Below are 15,604 nucleotides of genomic sequence, written 5' to 3'. Positions count from 1 at the left end.
GCCAGCTGGCCCAGGGTGTAGGACAAGGTACTCATCATCAACGCAGCTGGTTCATCCGCTCGATCACCTGGCGGGTGATGTCGTATTGCGGCTTGACGTCGACCACGGCGCCACGCTCGATGACCATGTCGTAGCCGCCTTTCTTGATGGTTTCCTCGACGGCCTGGTCCAGCTTCGGCTTGAGCTTCTTCAGCATGTCGCGGTCGGCGGCGGCCTTCGACTCGTTCAGTTCCTTGGACTGGAACTGGAAGTCACGGGCCTTCTGCTTGAAGTCCAGCTCGGCCTTCTCGCGGTCGCCCTGGGACATCTTGCTGCCGTTGGAAACCAGCTTGTCCTGCAGCGCCTTGGCGTCGCGCTCGAGGTTCTTCAGCTTGTTCAGCTGGGGGCCGAACTTCTTCTCGGCATCCACGGCGTATTGCTTGGCGGCATCGGACTCGAGCAGCGCCATCTGGTAGTTGAGCACCGCGATCTTCATTTCAGCGAACGCCGAAGGAGCCGCCATGATGGCTGCGGTGATCAGGACGAACTGGGTGAACTTACGCACGATGCACTCCTGCACAAAGCATGGTTTCGTTACTCGGTACTACGTACAAATCAGAAGGTCTGGCCCAGGGAGAACTGGAAGACCTGGGTTTCCGCGTTGTCCGGCTTCTTGATCGGCGTCGCCAGGCTGAAGCTCAGCGGGCCCAGCGCGGTGATCCAGGTCAGGCCGACGCCCACGGAACTGGCGAGGTTGTCGGTCTTGATGCCGTCGCAGTTGGTGGTGGTCTTGGTCGGGCAGTCGGTATCGAAGGTGCTACCCACGTCCCAGAACAGCACGGTACGCAACTGGCGCTGGTCCTTGACGAACGGCAGCGGGAACAGCAGCTCGGCGCCGCCGGTGATCAGGATGTTACCACCGAAGGCTTCGGGATCCTGGTCCGGGTCGGTGTAGCGGCCTTTGCTGTCAGGGCCAACGATCTGGTTACCTTTGCCATCACGCGCAACTGATGGCGTGCTGCGCGGCCCCAGCGTGCTGTCCTTGAAGCCTCGCACCGAGTTGAAGCCGCCGGCGTAATAGTTCTCGTAGAACGGCAGGCGCTCGGTGGATCCGTAGCCGTCGCCATAGCCCAGCTCGGTGTGGAAGCGCATGGTGTAGTTGTCGGTCAGCGGGGCGAAGACCTGCCCGCGGTAGTCGATCTTGTAGAACGACAGGTCGCTGCCCGGCAGGGTGGTTTCCAGGGTCAGGCTCTGCGAGTGACCACGGGTGGCCAGCACGCCCTTGTTCAGGGTCGATTCGGACCAGCCGATGGAAGCCTTGAAGTTGGTGAAGTTGTCGCCTTCCTTGTCGAGGAAGTCGTAGATCTCGTCCACGGTGTAGCGGCCGGTGTCGATCTGGTCGCGCTGCACGCTCAGGCCATAGGTCAGGCGCGAGGTCTCGCTGATCGGGTAGCCGATGCTCATGCCGGCGCCCAGGCTGTTCACCGAGTAGCTGGCGACGTCGACGTCGAGCTCGTCGTAGTCGGTCTTCCGGTAGAAGGCGTTGTAGCCGAGGCTGACACCGTCGACAGTCCAGTAGGGGTCGACGAAGCCGAAGTTGTAGCGGGTCTGGTATTCGCTGCGGGTCAGGCCGATGCTGACCTTGTTGCCGGTACCCAGGAAGTTGTTCTGGCTGATCGAGCCACCGAGGATCAGGCCGGCGCTCTGGGCGAAGCCGACGCTGGCGGTGATCGAGCCGGACGGTTGCTCTTCGACGCTGTAGTTGACGTCGACCTGGTCGTCGGTGCCGGGAACCGCCGGGGTCTCGACGTTGACTTCCTTGAAGTAGCCGAGGCGTTCCAGGCGGGCCTTGGACTGGTCGATCAGGTAGGTGGAGGCCCAGCCGCCCTCCATCTGGCGCATTTCGCGGCGCAGCACTTCGTCTTCGGTCTTGGTGTTGCCGCGGAAGTTGATGCGGTTGACGTAGGCGCGCTTGCCCGGGTCGACGACGAAGGTCACCGAGACGGTCTTGTCGTCGTCATGGGCTTCCGGCACACCGTTGACGTTGGCGAAGGTGTAGCCCTCGTTGCCCAGGCGACGGGTGATCAGGTCGGAGGTGGTGGTCATCACCTTGCGCGAGAACACCTGGCCCTTCTGTACCAGCAGCAGGCGCTTCACTTCCTCTTCCGGCACCTTCAGGTCGCCGGTCAGCTTCACGTCGCGGATGGTGTACTTCTCACCCTCGTTGATGTTGACGGTGATGTAGACGTGCTTCTTGTCCGGCGTGATGGATACCTGGGTGGAGGCGATATCCATGTTGATGTAGCCGCGGTCCAGGTAATAGGAGCGCAGGCGCTCGAGGTCGCCGGAGAGCTTTTCGCGGGCGTACTTGTCGTCGTTCTTGAAGAACGACAGCCAGTTGGTGGTCTTCAGTTCGAACAGGTCGGTCAGGTCTTCTTCGGAGAAGACGGTGTTGCCCACCACGTTGATGTGGGAAATCGCGGCGACCGTGCCTTCGTTGATGTTGATCTTCAGCGCGACGCGGTTGCGCGGCTGCGGGATCACTTCCGCGTTGATCTCGGCCGAGTAGCGGCCCTGGGCCACGTACTGGCGTTGCAGCTCGTTGCGCACGCCTTCGAGGGTGGCGCGCTGGAAGATCTCGCCCTCGGCCAGGCCGGACTGTTTCAGGCCCTTGAGCAGGTCTTCCTTGGAAATCGCCTTGTTGCCCTCGATCTCGATACTGGAGATCGACGGGCGCTCGACTACAGTGACTACCAGCACGTTGCCATCGCGGCCGAGCTGGATGTCCTGGAAGAAGCCGGTCTTGAACAGGGAGCGGGTGGCCTGGACCAGGGCCTGGTCGTCGATGGTCTCGCCGACGTTCAGCGGCAGGGCGGCGAACACGCTACCGGCGGACACGCGCTGCAGGCCATTGACCCGGATATCGGAAACAGTGAAGGACTCGGCGTGAACCTCGGCGATCATCAGCGCTGACAGCAGCGCGGGTAGCAGAAAGCGTTTCATGGAGTCCTTTTTTTCCAACTGACAAATAGAGAATCTGCCGCAAAGGGCGGCAGATTCGAATTCAACATGACTACAGACGACTCAGATCGTTGACCAGAGCGAGCAACATCACGCCAACGACCAGACTGATGCCGATCTGCATCCCCCAAGCCTGTACCCGTTCGGATAATGGGCGCCCGCGCACCCACTCAACCAGATAGAACAGCAGATGCCCGCCATCGAGGACAGGGATCGGCAGCAGGTTGAGAACCCCCAAGCTAATGCTCAGATAGGCCAGGAAATTGAGAAAATCCCCCACGCCAGACTGGGCTGAAGCGCCCGCCACTTTAGCAATGGTTATCGGCCCGCTCAAGTTTTTTACCGAGAGCTCGCCGAGCAACATTTTCTTTATGGAGTCGAGCGTTAGCAGGCTCATGGTCCAGGTTCGGGAAAGCGCCTGACCCACCGCCTCCAGCGGTCCGTAGCTCACTTCGCGGAGCATTTCCGCCGGCCATTCGGTACCGGCGACCCCCGCCCCCATGTAGCCGCTCCGGGCCTTGCCCTCGCCGCGCACCGCCAGCTCCAGGGCAACATCCAGCACTTCGCCGTCGCGCAGTACCTTGAGCTGGACGCGTTGCCCGGGACGGGCACGGACGCTATCCACCACCTGCTGCCAGTCGTCGACGGCGATGCCATCGATGCTCTGCAAACGGTCGCCGAGCTTCAGCCCGGCGGCCTGCGCTGGCCCCTTGGGGTCGAGTTCGGCCAGCACCGGCGGCAAGGCCGGCCGCCAGGGCCGGATGCCCAGCGAGGCGATGGGATCGGGATTGTCCTCGCCCTTCAGCCAGCCATCCAGACGCACCTGGTGGGTGGAATCGACATTCGAGCCCTTTTCCTGCACCCGCACTTCCAGCGTACCGCTCTCGCCGAGACGGCGAACCAGCTGCAGGTTGACCCCGCTCCAGCCGGTGACGGGCTCGCCGTCCACCGCCAGCAGTTCCTGCCCGGCCTCCAGGCCGGCCTGGGCGGCCAGGCTCTCCGGCGCCACGGAACCGATGACCGGGCGCACCTGCTGACTACCGAGCAGGGCGACGACCCAGAAGAACAGAATCGCCAGTAGGAAATTGGCGATGGGACCAGCCGCGACGATGGCGATCCGCTGACGGACCGTCTTGCGATTGAAGGACTGTTCGAGCAGATGGGCTGGTACTTCCGTCTCGCGCTCGTCGAGCATCTTGACGTAGCCGCCCAGCGGAATGGCCGCCACCACGAACTCGGTGCCGTGCCGGTCGTGCCAGCGCACCAGCGGCGTGCCGAAGCCGACGGAGAAGCGCAGGACCTTCACCCCGCAGCGTCGCGCGACCCAGAAGTGGCCGAATTCGTGGAACGTCACCAGCACGCCCAGGGCCACCAGGGTACCGACGATCATGTAAAGCGCACTCATCTCCTACCTCCAGGCCGTCCGAAGACTAGCCGGCGTGTCGGGTCAACCATTGCCCGGCGACCGAACGGGCGCGGCGATCGGCGGCCAGGACCTGATCGAGCGATTCGACTGCGGTCACCGCCTCGCGGTTCAGCACGTCCTCGATGATAACCGCGATGTCGCTGAAGCGGATGCGCCGCTCGAGAAATGCGGCCACGGCCACCTCGTTCGCGGCATTCAGCATGGCCGGGGCGCTGCCGCCGGTTTCCGCGGCCTGGCTCGCCAGGCGCAGGCAGGGGAAGCGCTGCTCGTCGGGGCGCTGGAAATCCAGGCGACCGACGGCGAACATATCCAGCGGCGAAACGCCGGAATCGATTCGCTCCGGCCAGGCCATGGCATAGGAAATCGGCGTGCGCATGTCCGGATTGCCGAGCTGGGCGATCACCGAGCCGTCGACGTAGTCCACCATCGAGTGGATCACGCTCTGCGGGTGGATCACCACCTCGACCTGGCTCGGCTGGGCGTCGAACAGCCAGCACGCCTCGATCAGTTCGAGCCCCTTGTTCATCATGCTGGCGGAGTCGACGGAAATCTTCCGCCCCATCGACCAGTTCGGGTGCGCACAAGCCTGCTCCGGCGTCACCGAAGCGAGCTGCTCCAGCGGCGTCTCACGGAACGGGCCGCCGGAGGCGGTCAAGAGGATCCGGCGCACGCCGACCCGCTCCAGGCCATCGGCATAATTGCGCGGCAGCGACTGGAAGATCGCGTTGTGCTCGCTGTCGATCGGCAGGAGCACCGCGCCGCTGCGCTTGACCGCCTGCATGAACAGCGCGCCGGACATCACCAGCGCTTCCTTGTTGGCCAGCAGTACGCGCTTGCCGGCCTCGACGGCCGCCAGGGTCGACGGCAGCCCGGCGGCGCCGACGATGGCCGCCATTACCATGTCCACTTCGGGCGCGCTGGCCACTTCGCACAACGCCTGCTCGCCGAACAGCACCCGGGTGCGGATACCCGCCGCGGCGAGCGAGCCCTGCAAGGCAATCGCCGCGGCCTGCTCCGGCACCACCGCATAGACGGGGCGGTGCCTGAGGCACAGCGCCTCGAGTTCGGCCAGGCGGCTGAAGCCAGTCAGGGCGAAGGCTTCGTAACGATCGGGATGACGCTGGACGACGTCCAGGGTGCTCAGGCCGATCGAGCCGGTCGCGCCGAGCACGCTGATCCGCTGCGATCGACTCATGGCGCACCCCAGCCGGCGGCCCAGAGCAGGGCCGCGAATACCGGGATGGCTGCCGTCAGGCTGTCGATGCGATCCAGCACGCCACCGTGGCCGGGCAGCAGGTTGCTGCTGTCCTTGATTCCGGACTGGCGCTTGAACATGCTTTCGGTGAGGTCGCCGACGATCGAGACGAACACCACCAGCGCCGCGCCGAGCAGGGCCAGGAGCAGCGCGCCGAGGGACCAGCCGCGGTAGAGGCCGACCGCCAGGGTGATCGCCAGGCTGGCCGCCAGGCCGCCGTAAACGCCTTCCCAGCTCTTGCCGGGGCTGACCCGCGGCGCCAGCTTGCGCTTGCCGAAGGCCTTGCCGGAGAAGTAGGCGCCGATATCCGCGCCCCAGACCAGCACCATCACGGCGATGATCAGGCCATTGGCCAGCGGCCACTGCTTGAGCAGGACCAGCCCCTGCCAGGCCGGCAACAGGATCAGCAGGCCCATGCCCAGGCGGCGCCAGCGGCCGCCCCAGTAGCCGACGCTTTCCGGGTAGGTGAGCACCAGCACGGTGGCCAGCGTCCACCAGACCAGCGCCAGCAGCAGCACGGCTCCGGCAAGCTGCGGCAGATGGTAGAGAGCGACCATCAGCACGGCGACCGTCGCCGCGTAGGCAACGCGGCCGAACTGTTGTTCATAGCCGGCCAGGCGCGCCCATTCCCAGGCCCCCAGGCTCACCACCGCGCCGATGAACAGGGCGAAGAACGCCCCTTCGAGAAGGAAAAAACCACCCAGCGCGATGGGCAAAAGCACCAGCGCCGTGATGATCCGTTGTTTCAGCATGACGGACGGGCCTCGGCCTCGACTTGCTCGCTGGTCTTGCCGAAGCGGCGCTGGCGCTTGGAGAAATCCGCCAGGGCAGCCCGCATCGCCGCGTGCTTGAAGTCGGGCCAGAACAGGTCGGAGAAATACAGCTCGGCGTAGGCCAGCTGCCAGAGAAGGAAATTGCTGATGCGATGCTCGCCGCCAGTGCGGATGCACAGGTCGGGCAGCGGCTGGTCGCCGGTCACCAGGCAGCCCTGGAGCAGCTCGGCGGAGATATCGTCCGCCGCCAGGTGCCCGCCCTGGACCTCGCGCGCCAGGCGCTGTGCGGCCTGGACGATGTCCCACTGGCCGCCGTAGTTGGCGGCGACCTGGAGGAGGAAACGGGTATTGCCGGCAGTGGCGGCTTCCGCTTCGCGCATGGCCGCCTGCAACTCCGGATGGAAACGCGTGCGATCGCCGATGATGCGCAGGCGGATGCCGTTCTCGTCGAGCTTGCGCACCTCGCGGCGCAGGGCCACGAGAAACAGCTCCATCAGCGCGCTGACTTCGTCCGCCGGACGCTGCCAGTTCTCGCTGGAGAACGCGAACAGGGTGAGGACCTCGACCCCTGCCTCGGCGCAGACCTCGATCACCGCCCTGACGGCATCGACACCGGCCTTGTGGCCGGCGACGCCGGGCAGAAGACGCTTCTTCGCCCAGCGATTGTTACCGTCCATGATAATGGCCACGTGGCGTGGCACGCACACATCCTTCCGGGTCTTTTCCATGACGTCAGCCCGGCCTCAGACAGCCATGAGGTCCGCTTCTTTGGCTTCCAGTGCCTTCTCGATCTCACCGATGAACTTGTCGGTCAGCTTCTGCACGTCGTCGCCGGCGCGGCGCTCTTCGTCCTCGCTGATTTCCTTTTCCTTCTGCAGGTCCTTCAACTGGGCCAGCGCATCGCGACGGATGTTGCGCACGGAAACCCGCGCCTGCTCGGCCTCGGCACGCGCCTGCTTGGTGTAGCCCTTGCGGGTCTCCTCGGTCAGGGCCGGCATCGGTACGCGGATGGTGGTGCCGGCGGTGGCCGGGTTGAGCCCCAGGTCGGAGGTCATGATGGCCTTCTCGACCGCCTGGATCATGCTCTTGTCGAACACGGCCAGAGCCAGGGTACGGGAGTCTTCCACGGTGACGTTGGCGACCTGGCGCAGCGGCGTATCGGCCCCGTAATAGGAAACCATCACGCTATCCAGGATGCTCGGATGCGCGCGACCGGTACGAATCTTCGCGAAGGCATGGCCCAGCGCTTCCAGGGTCTTGCCCATGCGCTCCTGCGCTTCCTTCTTGATCTCGTTGATCATTCTCAACCCTCCTCGATCAGGGTGCCTTCGGCACCACCAACAACAATATTCAGCAATGCGCCCGGCTTGTTCATGTTGAACACCCGCAGCGGCATGTTCTGGTCACGGCACAGGCAGATGGCGGTCAGGTCCATCACGCCGAGCTTGCGGTCGAGCACTTCATCATAGGTCAGGCGCTCGAACTTCTCGGCATTCGGGTCCTTGAACGGGTCGGCAGTGTACACGCCATCGACCTTGGTAGCCTTAAGGACCACGTCGGCGTCGATCTCGATGGCGCGCAGGCAAGCCGCCGAGTCGGTGGTGAAGAACGGGTTGCCGGTACCGGCGGAGAAGATCACCACCTCGCCACCGCCGAGGTGGCGCATGGCCTTGCGGCGGTCGTAGTGGTCGGTCACACCGACCATGGAGATCGCCGACATCACCAGCGCGGGGATGTTCGAGCGCTCCAGCGCATCGCGCATCGCCAGGCCGTTCATCACGGTGGCCAGCATCCCCATGTGGTCGCCGGTCACCCGGTCCATGCCGGCCGCGGACAGGGCCGCGCCGCGGAACAGGTTGCCGCCGCCGATGACCAGGCCGACCTGCACGCCGATCCCGACCAACTGGCCGATTTCCAGCGCCATGCGGTCCAGCACCTTGGGATCGATGCCGAACTCCTCCGAGCCCATCAGGGCTTCGCCGCTCAACTTTAGAAGAATGCGTTTATAGCGAGGTTGACGAGCGCTCAGTTGCTGAGCCATGACCTTTTCTCCTGCGGCGATAAAAATACGTGACGGCCGGGCCGTCGTGGGCGGAGACGACTTTGCGCCTGCGTTGCGTGCGAGCCCGCCGAGCGGGCCGGCAACGCGGAAGCTGCCCCGAACGCTTCCCCATTTGACGAAGAGGCCGCACGCATCAGCGGGCAGCCTCTTCCGGGGCGACAGTCGAAACCGTCTTTGTTACTGCTTGGTGGCGGCTACTTGAGCGGCAACTTCGGCAGCGAAGTCCACTTCGGCCTTCTCGATGCCTTCGCCCACTTCGTAACGAACGAAGGAAACGATTTCGGCGCCAGCCTGCTTGGCCAGGTCGCCGACCTTCACTTCCGGGTTCTTCACGAAAGGCTGCTCGACCAGGCTCGCTTCGGCGAGGAACTTGCTGATGCGGCCCTTGACCATGTTCTCGACGATGTTCTCCGGCTTGCCGGCGATCTTGTCGGCGTTCAGCGCCAGGAAGATTTCCTTCTCTTTCGCGATCGCTTCTTCGGAAACTTCCGAAGCGCTCAGGAACTGCGGGTTGCTGGCGGCGACATGCATGGCGATGTCCTTGGCCAGTTCCGGGTTGCCGCCTTTCAGGTTGACCACGACACCGATGCGGTGGCCGTGCAGGTAGGCGCCGACCACGTCGCCCTCGACGCGGGTCAGGCGGCGGATGTTGACGTTCTCGCCGGTCTTGGCGACCAGGGCCAGACGAGCTTCCTCACGCGCTTCGACCAGCGGAGCGGCGTCGGTCAGCTTCTCGTTGAAGGCCTTTTCCAGGCTCTCGGCGACGAAGCCCTTGAAGTCGTCCTGGAGGGCCAGGAAGTCGGTCTGGGAGTTGACTTCGATGATCACGGCGGCCTTGTTGTCGGCAGCGATCTTGACGGCGATCGAGCCTTCGGCGGCAATGTTGCCGGCCTTCTTGGCAGCCTTGATCGCACCGGCAGCGCGCATGTCGTCGATGGCCTTCTCGATGTCGCCGCCAGCGGCGGTCAGCGCCTTCTTGCACTCCATCATGCCCAAGCCGGTACGCTCGCGCAGTTCTTTAACCATGGCTGCAGTAATTTCTGCCATTTCGAAATCCTCTTGAGTGGTAGCTCTCAAAAAACCTTTGTGCCCGGCCTGCCGGGCAGAAACTCAAAGGTGGCAAAAAGGGGGCCTAGCCCCCTTCCTGCGCACCGTCGGACGTCTGAACGTCCCGGAATCAGCCTTCGGCGGATTCGGCCGGCGCTTCCTCGACGAACTCGTCGGCGCTGGTGGCAGCGCCCTGCTTGCCGCGGATTACCGCTTCGGCCATCGAGTTCAGGTAGAGTTGCACGGCGCGGATGGCATCATCGTTACCGGGAATTACATAGTCGACGCCTTCCGGGCTGCTGTTGGTATCGACAACGCCGATGACCGGGATGCCCAGCTTGTTGGCTTCGGTGATGGCGATGCGCTCGTGGTCGACGTCGATCACGAACAGAGCGTCCGGCAGGCCGCCCATGTCCTTGATGCCGCCCAGGCTGCGCTCGAGCTTCTCGAGGTCACGGCTGCGCATCAGGGCTTCTTTCTTGGTCAGCTTGTCGAAGGTGCCGTCCTGGGACTGGGTTTCCAGGTCGCGCAGGCGCTTGATCGACTGACGGATGGTCTTGTAGTTGGTGAGCATGCCGCCCAGCCAGCGATGGTCGACGTACGGCATGCCGCAACGAGCGGCTTCCTCGCGAACGATCTTGCCGGCGGAACGCTTGGTGCCGACGAACAGGATCTTGTTCTTGCCAGCGGCCAGGCGCTCAACGAAGGTCAGGGCCTCGTTGAACATCGGCAGGGTCTTTTCGAGGTTGATGATATGGATCTTGTTGCGCGCGCCGAAAATGAACTTGCCCATTTTCGGGTTCCAGTAACGGGTCTGGTGGCCGAAGTGCACACCGGCCTTCAGCATATCGCGCATGTTGACTTGGGACATGATAGTTCCTCGATAAGTCGGGTTAGGCCTCCACGCATCCCAATGACCAACCCTTGCGGGCACCCAGGCCATCGTGTCGATGCATGTGTGGGTTTGTGCTCCGGAAAAGGCCGCAGCCTCGGAGCGGGGCGCTTTATACCATAACCGTGGACGCAGTGAAACCCGCCGCGGATGGCCGGGCGGGAGTAGATCGGTCGGTCAGGTCTGCTAGAATCGCGTATTCCTTATTATTCATGCGTGCTTGCACGCCCGAAGAGAATTCGCATGACCGTCACCATCAAGACGCCGGACGATATCGAGAAGATGCGCATCGCCGGCCGCCTGGCCGCCGAAGTGCTGGAAATGATCGGCGAACACATCAAGCCCGGCGTGACCACCGAGGAGCTGGACCGCATCTGCCACGACTATATCGTCAACGAGCAGAAGGCGATTCCCGCCCCGCTGAACTACAAGGGCTTTCCCAAGTCGATCTGCACCTCGATCAACCATGTGGTCTGCCATGGCATCCCCAACGAGAAGCCGCTGAAGGAAGGCGACATCCTCAACGTCGACATCACCGTCATCAAGGACGGCTACCACGGCGACACCAGCAAGATGTTCCTGGTCGGCAAGACCCCGGAATGGGCCGACCGCCTCTGCCAGATCACCCAGGAATGCATGTACAAGGGCATTTCCGTGGTGCGTCCGGGCGCGCACCTGGGCGATATCGGCGAAATCATCCAGAAGCACGCGGAAAAGAACGGCTTCTCGGTGGTCCGCGAATACTGCGGCCATGGCATCGGCAAGGTGTTCCACGAGGAGCCGCAGGTCCTCCACTACGGTCGTGCGGGTACCGGCATCGAGCTGAAGGAAGGCATGATCTTCACCATCGAGCCGATGATCAACCAGGGCCGCCCGGAGACCCGCCTGCTCGGCGACGGCTGGACCGCGATCACCAAGGACCGCAAGCTGTCCGCGCAATGGGAGCACACCGTGCTGGTCACCGCCGATGGCTACGAGATCCTCACCCTGCGCAACGACGAAACCTTCCCGCGCACCTCGGCCGCCTGATCCGGCCCGGCTTTTGCTGCCAGCCGTGCGCCTCGACGCCCCGCCCCATTCCGGCGGGGCCGACGCCCCGATTCGGCGCAGTGCGCGCACCAATACAGCGCAAAAACGCACCAGGACGGGGCGCTCGCGTATCGAACCCAACCGCTAGCAGATAAAGGAAGGCCGCATGCCGCAGGTGGATCCCGAATTGTTCGATCGCGGGCAGTTCCAGGCGGAACTGGCCTTGAAGTCCAGCCCGATCGCCGCCTTCAAGAAGGCCATCCGGCAATTCCGCGAAGTGCTCGACAACCGCTTCAACAGCGGCCGCGACATCCGCCGCCTGATCGAAGATCGCGCCTGGTGCGTCGACCAGATCCTGCAACAGGCCTGGCAGCGCTTCGACTGGGGAGACGACGCCGACATCGCCCTGGTCGCCGTGGGCGGCTACGGCCGCGGCGAACTCCACCCCTACTCCGACGTCGACCTGCTGATCCTCCTCGACAGCGAGGACCAGGAGAGCTTCCGCGAGCCGATCGAAGGCTTCCTCACCCTGCTCTGGGACATCGGCCTGGAAGTCGGCCAGAGCGTGCGCTCGGTGCAGCAGTGCGCGGAGGAAGCGCGCGCCGACCTGACGGTGATCACCACCCTCATGGAGTGCCGCACCATCTGCGGCCCTGACAGCCTGCGCCAGCGCATGCTGCAGGTTACCGGCAGCGCGCACATGTGGCCGAGCAAGGAGTTCTTCCTGGCCAAACGCCACGAACAGCAGCGCCGCCACGCCAAGTACAACGACACCGAGTACAACCTCGAGCCCAACGTCAAGGGCTCCCCCGGCGGCCTGCGCGACATCCAGACCATCCTCTGGATGGCCCGCCGCCAGTTCGGCAGCCTCAACCTGCACGCCCTGGTGCGCGAAGGCTTCCTGGTGGAAAGCGAGTGCAGCATGCTGGCTTCCAGCCAGGAGTTCCTCTGGCGGGTCCGCTATGCCCTGCACATGCTCGCCGGGCGCGCCGAGGATCGCCTGCTGTTCGATCACCAGCGCAGCATCGCCCGTCTGTTCGGCTACGAAGACAACGACGTCAAGCTGGCGGTCGAACGCTTCATGCAGAAGTACTACCGGGTGGTGATGGCGATCTCCGAGCTGAACGACCTGATCATCCAGCACTTCGAGGAAGTCATCCTGCCCTGCGAGCAGCCGGTGCAGATCCAACCGCTGAACAGTCGCTTCCAGTTGCGCGACGGCTACATCGAGGTGACGCACCCGAACGTCTTCAAGCGCACCCCGTTCGCCCTCCTGGAAATCTTCGTGCTGATGGCACAGCACCCGGAAATCAAGGGCGTGCGCGCCGACACCATTCGCCTGCTGCGCGACAGCCGACACCTGATCGACGACGAGTTCCGCCACGACATCCGCAACACCAGCCTGTTCATCGAGCTGTTCAAGAGCAGCCAGGGTATCCACCGCAACCTGCGGCGGATGAACCGCTACGGCATCCTCGGCCGCTACCTGCCGGAGTTCGGCCATATCATCGGGCAGATGCAGCACGACCTGTTCCATATCTATACGGTGGACGCCCACACCCTCAACCTTATCAAGCACCTGCGCAAGCTGAATCGGCCGGAGATGGCCGAGAAATATCCGCTGGCGAGCAAGATCATCGATCGTCTGCCCAAGCCGGAACTGATCTACATCGCCGGTCTCTACCATGACATCGCCAAGGGCCGTGGCGGCGACCACTCGGAACTCGGTGCGGTGGACGCCGAGGCCTTCTGCCAGAGCCACCAGTTGCCGCTCTGGGACACCCAACTGGTGTCCTGGCTGGTGCAGAACCATCTGGTGATGTCGACCACCGCGCAACGCAAGGACCTCTCCGACCCGCAGGTGATCTTCGATTTCGCCCAACTGGTCGGCGACCAGACCCACCTCGACTACCTGTACGTGCTCACCGTGGCCGACATCAACGCCACCAACCCGACGCTCTGGAACTCCTGGCGCGCCAGCCTGCTCCGGCAGCTCTACACCGAGACCAAGCGCGCCCTGCGCCGCGGCCTGGAGAACCCGGTGGACCGCGAGGAGCAGATCCGCCAGACGCAGACCGCGGCCCTCGACCAACTGGTACGCAACGGCATCGACCAGGACGATGCCGAGCAGTTATGGAGCCAGCTCGGCGACGACTACTTCCTGCGCCACACCGCCGGCGACGTGGCCTGGCACACCGAGGCGATCCTCCAGCACCCGGACGACGGCACGCCGCTGGTGCTGATAAAGGAAACCACCCAGCGCGAGTTCGAGAGCGGTTCGCAGATCTTCATCTACGCCGCCGACCAGCACGATTTCTTCGCGGTCACCGTGGCCGCCATGGACCAGCTCAACCTGAGCATCCAGGACGCGCGGATCATCACCTCCACCAGCCAGTTCACCCTCGATACCTATATCGTGCTCGACGCCGACGGCGACTCCATCGGCAACAACCCGGAGCGCATCGCCGAGATCCGCGAGGGGCTTATCGACGCATTGAAGAACCCCGACGACTACCCGACCATCATCCAGCGCCGGGTGCCGCGCCAGCTCAAGCACTTCGCCTTCGCCCCGCAGGTGACCATCTCCACCGACGCGCTGCGCCAGGTCTCGGTGCTCGAAGTCATCGCCCCCGACCGCCCCGGCCTGCTGGCGCGGATCGGCGGCATCTTCCTGGATTTCGACCTGTCGGTGCAGAACGCCAAGATCGCCACCCTCGGCGAGCGCGTGGAGGACGTCTTCTACATCACCGATGCGCGCAACCAGCCGCTCGCCGACCCCGACCTGTGCAAACGCCTGCAGGCCGCCCTGGTCGAGCAGCTGTCACAAGACAACGGACGGGACACCCTGCCTACCCGGATAAACTTCTGAGAAGCCTTGCCAACGCCATGAATACCGCACTCGACAACCTCCAGCCCTACCCCTTCGAGAAGCTCCGCGCCCTGCTCGGCGGCGCCCGGCCGCCCGCGACGCTGAAGCCGATCGCACTGTCCATCGGCGAGCCCAAGCACCGCTCGCCGAGCTTCGTCGCCGAAACCCTGGCGGAGAACCTGGACCAGCTCGCGGTCTACCCGACCACCCTCGGCCTGCCGGCCCTGCGCGAAGCCATCGCGCGCTGGTGCGAGCGGCGCTTCTCGGTACCGGCCGGCTGGCTGGATGCGGCGCGCCACGTACTGCCGGTGAACGGTACCCGCGAGGCGCTGTTCGCCTTCACCCAGACCGTGGTCCGCCGCAGCGAGCCCGGCGAGGCGCCCGGCCTGGTGGTCAGCCCGAACCCGTTCTACCAGATCTACGAAGGCGCGGCGCTGCTCGCCGGAGCCGTGCCGCACTACCTGCCCTGCCGCGAGGAAAACGGCTTCAACCCCGATTTCGACGCGGTCGACGAGGCGACCTGGCAGCGCTGCCAGATTCTCTTCCTCTGCTCGCCGGGCAACCCCACCGGGGCCCTGGTACCGCTGGAGACCCTGAAGAAGCTGATCGCCCTAGTCGACCGCTACGACTTCGTGATCGCCGCCGACGAGTGTTACAGCGAACTCTACTTCGACGAAAACGCCCCGCCGCCCGGCCTGCTCAACGCTTGCGCCGAGCTGGGCCGCACGGACTTCAGCCGCTGCGTGGTGTTCCACAGCCTGTCCAAGCGCTCCAACCTGCCCGGCCTGCGCTCGGGCTTCGTCGCCGGCGACGCGGAGATCCTGAAGAAATTCCTCCTCTACCGCACCTACCACGGCTGCGCCATGCCGGTGCAGACCCAGTTGGCGAGCATCGCCGCCTGGAACGACGAGGTCCATGTGCGCGCCAACCGCAGCCTCTACCGCGAGAAATTCGACGCCGTGCTGGCGATCCTCGACGGCGTGCTCGACGTACAGCGCCCGGACGGCAGTTTCTACCTGTGGGCACGCACCCCGGTGGACGACACCGTATTCACCCGCGAACTGTTCGAGCAGCAGCACGTGACGGTGGTGCCGGGTTCCTACCTGTCGCGCGAGGTGGACGGCGAGAACCCCGGCGCCAACCGCGTGCGCATGGCCCTGGTGGCACCACTGGCCGAGTGCGTCGAAGCCGCCGAGCGCATCCGCGACTACCTGCGGGCGCGCTGAAGCCTGCGCGGAGAAACGAAAAGGG

Annotated in this window: 13 protein-coding genes; 3 read left to right on the top strand and 10 right to left on the bottom strand. The window is 64.4% G+C overall.

Features of this window, described 5'->3' with window-relative positions; translation table 11 throughout:
• Positions 1 to 37 precede the first annotated feature (37 nt).
• From FFS27_RS14480 to rpsB, 10 genes are all read right to left on the bottom strand, one after another.
• Entirely contained in the window at positions 38 to 544 is a 507-nt protein-coding gene (locus tag FFS27_RS14480) for an OmpH family outer membrane protein (RefSeq protein WP_003098586.1), read from the bottom strand.
• A 50-nt stretch (positions 545 to 594) separates the two neighbouring features.
• Complete coding sequence (bamA, locus tag FFS27_RS14475; protein WP_003122144.1) at positions 595 to 2,982, bottom strand: outer membrane protein assembly factor BamA; 2,388 nt, start codon at positions 2,980 to 2,982, stop codon at positions 595 to 597.
• A 70-nt stretch (positions 2,983 to 3,052) separates the two neighbouring features.
• Positions 3,053 to 4,405, bottom strand: a complete 1,353-nt coding sequence (rseP, locus tag FFS27_RS14470; RefSeq protein WP_023097295.1) for a sigma E protease regulator RseP — start codon at positions 4,403 to 4,405, stop codon at positions 3,053 to 3,055.
• A 25-nt stretch (positions 4,406 to 4,430) separates the two neighbouring features.
• Entirely contained in the window at positions 4,431 to 5,621 is a 1,191-nt protein-coding gene (ispC, locus tag FFS27_RS14465; protein WP_021265163.1) for a 1-deoxy-D-xylulose-5-phosphate reductoisomerase, read from the bottom strand.
• Positions 5,618 to 6,433 carry a phosphatidate cytidylyltransferase gene (gene cdsA / locus FFS27_RS14460; RefSeq protein WP_003092388.1) on the bottom strand — a complete coding sequence of 272 codons (816 nt, stop codon included), beginning with the start codon at positions 6,431 to 6,433 and terminating at the stop codon, positions 5,618 to 5,620. Before cdsA ends, ispC begins: the two co-directional genes overlap by 4 nt.
• The gene (gene uppS / locus FFS27_RS14455) at positions 6,427 to 7,182 is read right to left on the bottom strand and encodes a polyprenyl diphosphate synthase (protein WP_003113863.1); all 756 of its coding nucleotides are present in this window, start codon (positions 7,180 to 7,182) and stop codon (positions 6,427 to 6,429) included. Before uppS ends, cdsA begins: the two co-directional genes overlap by 7 nt.
• A 15-nt stretch (positions 7,183 to 7,197) precedes the next feature.
• Entirely contained in the window at positions 7,198 to 7,755 is a 558-nt protein-coding gene (gene frr / locus FFS27_RS14450) for a ribosome recycling factor (protein ID WP_003092390.1), read from the bottom strand.
• A 2-nt stretch (positions 7,756 to 7,757) separates the two neighbouring features.
• On the bottom strand, positions 7,758 to 8,495 hold the full coding sequence (pyrH, locus tag FFS27_RS14445) for a UMP kinase (protein WP_003092391.1): 738 nt from the start codon (positions 8,493 to 8,495) through the stop codon (positions 7,758 to 7,760).
• Positions 8,496 to 8,693: 198 nt separating this feature from the next.
• A complete protein-coding gene (gene tsf / locus FFS27_RS14440) occupies positions 8,694 to 9,563 on the bottom strand; it encodes a translation elongation factor Ts (protein ID WP_003092393.1) in 870 nt (289 codons plus the stop codon).
• Positions 9,564 to 9,693: 130 nt separating this feature from the next.
• Complete coding sequence (gene rpsB / locus FFS27_RS14435) at positions 9,694 to 10,434, bottom strand: 30S ribosomal protein S2 (protein ID WP_003092394.1); 741 nt, start codon at positions 10,432 to 10,434, stop codon at positions 9,694 to 9,696.
• Between the two features lie 264 nt (positions 10,435 to 10,698).
• Here rpsB and map point away from each other — a divergent pair, with 264 nt between their 5' ends.
• The 3 genes from map to dapC all read left to right on the top strand — a co-directional run bounded on the left by map (position 10,699) and on the right by dapC (position 15,579).
• Positions 10,699 to 11,484: a type I methionyl aminopeptidase gene (map, locus tag FFS27_RS14430; protein WP_003092395.1), complete on the top strand. Its 786-nt coding sequence runs from the start codon at positions 10,699 to 10,701 to the stop codon at positions 11,482 to 11,484.
• 166 nt (positions 11,485 to 11,650) lie between these two features.
• Positions 11,651 to 14,353 (top strand): [protein-PII] uridylyltransferase, encoded by a 2,703-nt coding sequence (locus tag FFS27_RS14425; protein WP_003113862.1) that lies wholly within the window; start codon positions 11,651 to 11,653, stop codon positions 14,351 to 14,353.
• 17 nt (positions 14,354 to 14,370) lie between these two features.
• Entirely contained in the window at positions 14,371 to 15,579 is a 1,209-nt protein-coding gene (gene dapC, locus FFS27_RS14420) for a succinyldiaminopimelate transaminase (protein WP_137952070.1), read from the top strand.
• Positions 15,580 to 15,604: the final 25 nt, after the last annotated feature.

Source organism: Pseudomonas sp. 2VD, assembly GCF_005503585.1.
Classification (GTDB): domain Bacteria; phylum Pseudomonadota; class Gammaproteobacteria; order Pseudomonadales; family Pseudomonadaceae; genus Pseudomonas; species Pseudomonas aeruginosa.
The sequence above is the reverse complement of the archived record's forward strand: the minus strand, read 5'-3'. Positions and strand labels throughout refer to the sequence as shown.

Excerpts from the sequence above, each read along its gene's own strand:
- pyrH (WP_003092391.1), bottom strand. The coding sequence starts at position 8,495 with ATGGCTCAGCAACTGAGCGCTCGTCAACCTCGCTATAAACGCATTCTT.
- rseP (WP_023097295.1), bottom strand. The coding sequence starts at position 4,405 with ATGAGTGCGCTTTACATGATCGTCGGTACCCTGGTGGCCCTGGGCGTG.
- ispC (WP_021265163.1), bottom strand. The coding sequence starts at position 5,621 with ATGAGTCGATCGCAGCGGATCAGCGTGCTCGGCGCGACCGGCTCGATC.
- rpsB (WP_003092394.1), bottom strand. The coding sequence starts at position 10,434 with ATGTCCCAAGTCAACATGCGCGATATGCTGAAGGCCGGTGTGCACTTC.
- uppS (WP_003113863.1), bottom strand. The coding sequence starts at position 7,182 with ATGGAAAAGACCCGGAAGGATGTGTGCGTGCCACGCCACGTGGCCATT.
- frr (WP_003092390.1), bottom strand. The coding sequence starts at position 7,755 with ATGATCAACGAGATCAAGAAGGAAGCGCAGGAGCGCATGGGCAAGACC.
- dapC (WP_137952070.1), top strand. The coding sequence starts at position 14,371 with ATGAATACCGCACTCGACAACCTCCAGCCCTACCCCTTCGAGAAGCTC.
- bamA (WP_003122144.1), bottom strand. The coding sequence starts at position 2,982 with ATGAAACGCTTTCTGCTACCCGCGCTGCTGTCAGCGCTGATGATCGCC.
- tsf (WP_003092393.1), bottom strand. The coding sequence starts at position 9,563 with ATGGCAGAAATTACTGCAGCCATGGTTAAAGAACTGCGCGAGCGTACC.
- cdsA (WP_003092388.1), bottom strand. The coding sequence starts at position 6,433 with ATGCTGAAACAACGGATCATCACGGCGCTGGTGCTTTTGCCCATCGCG.
- map (WP_003092395.1), top strand. The coding sequence starts at position 10,699 with ATGACCGTCACCATCAAGACGCCGGACGATATCGAGAAGATGCGCATC.
- FFS27_RS14425 (WP_003113862.1), top strand. The coding sequence starts at position 11,651 with ATGCCGCAGGTGGATCCCGAATTGTTCGATCGCGGGCAGTTCCAGGCG.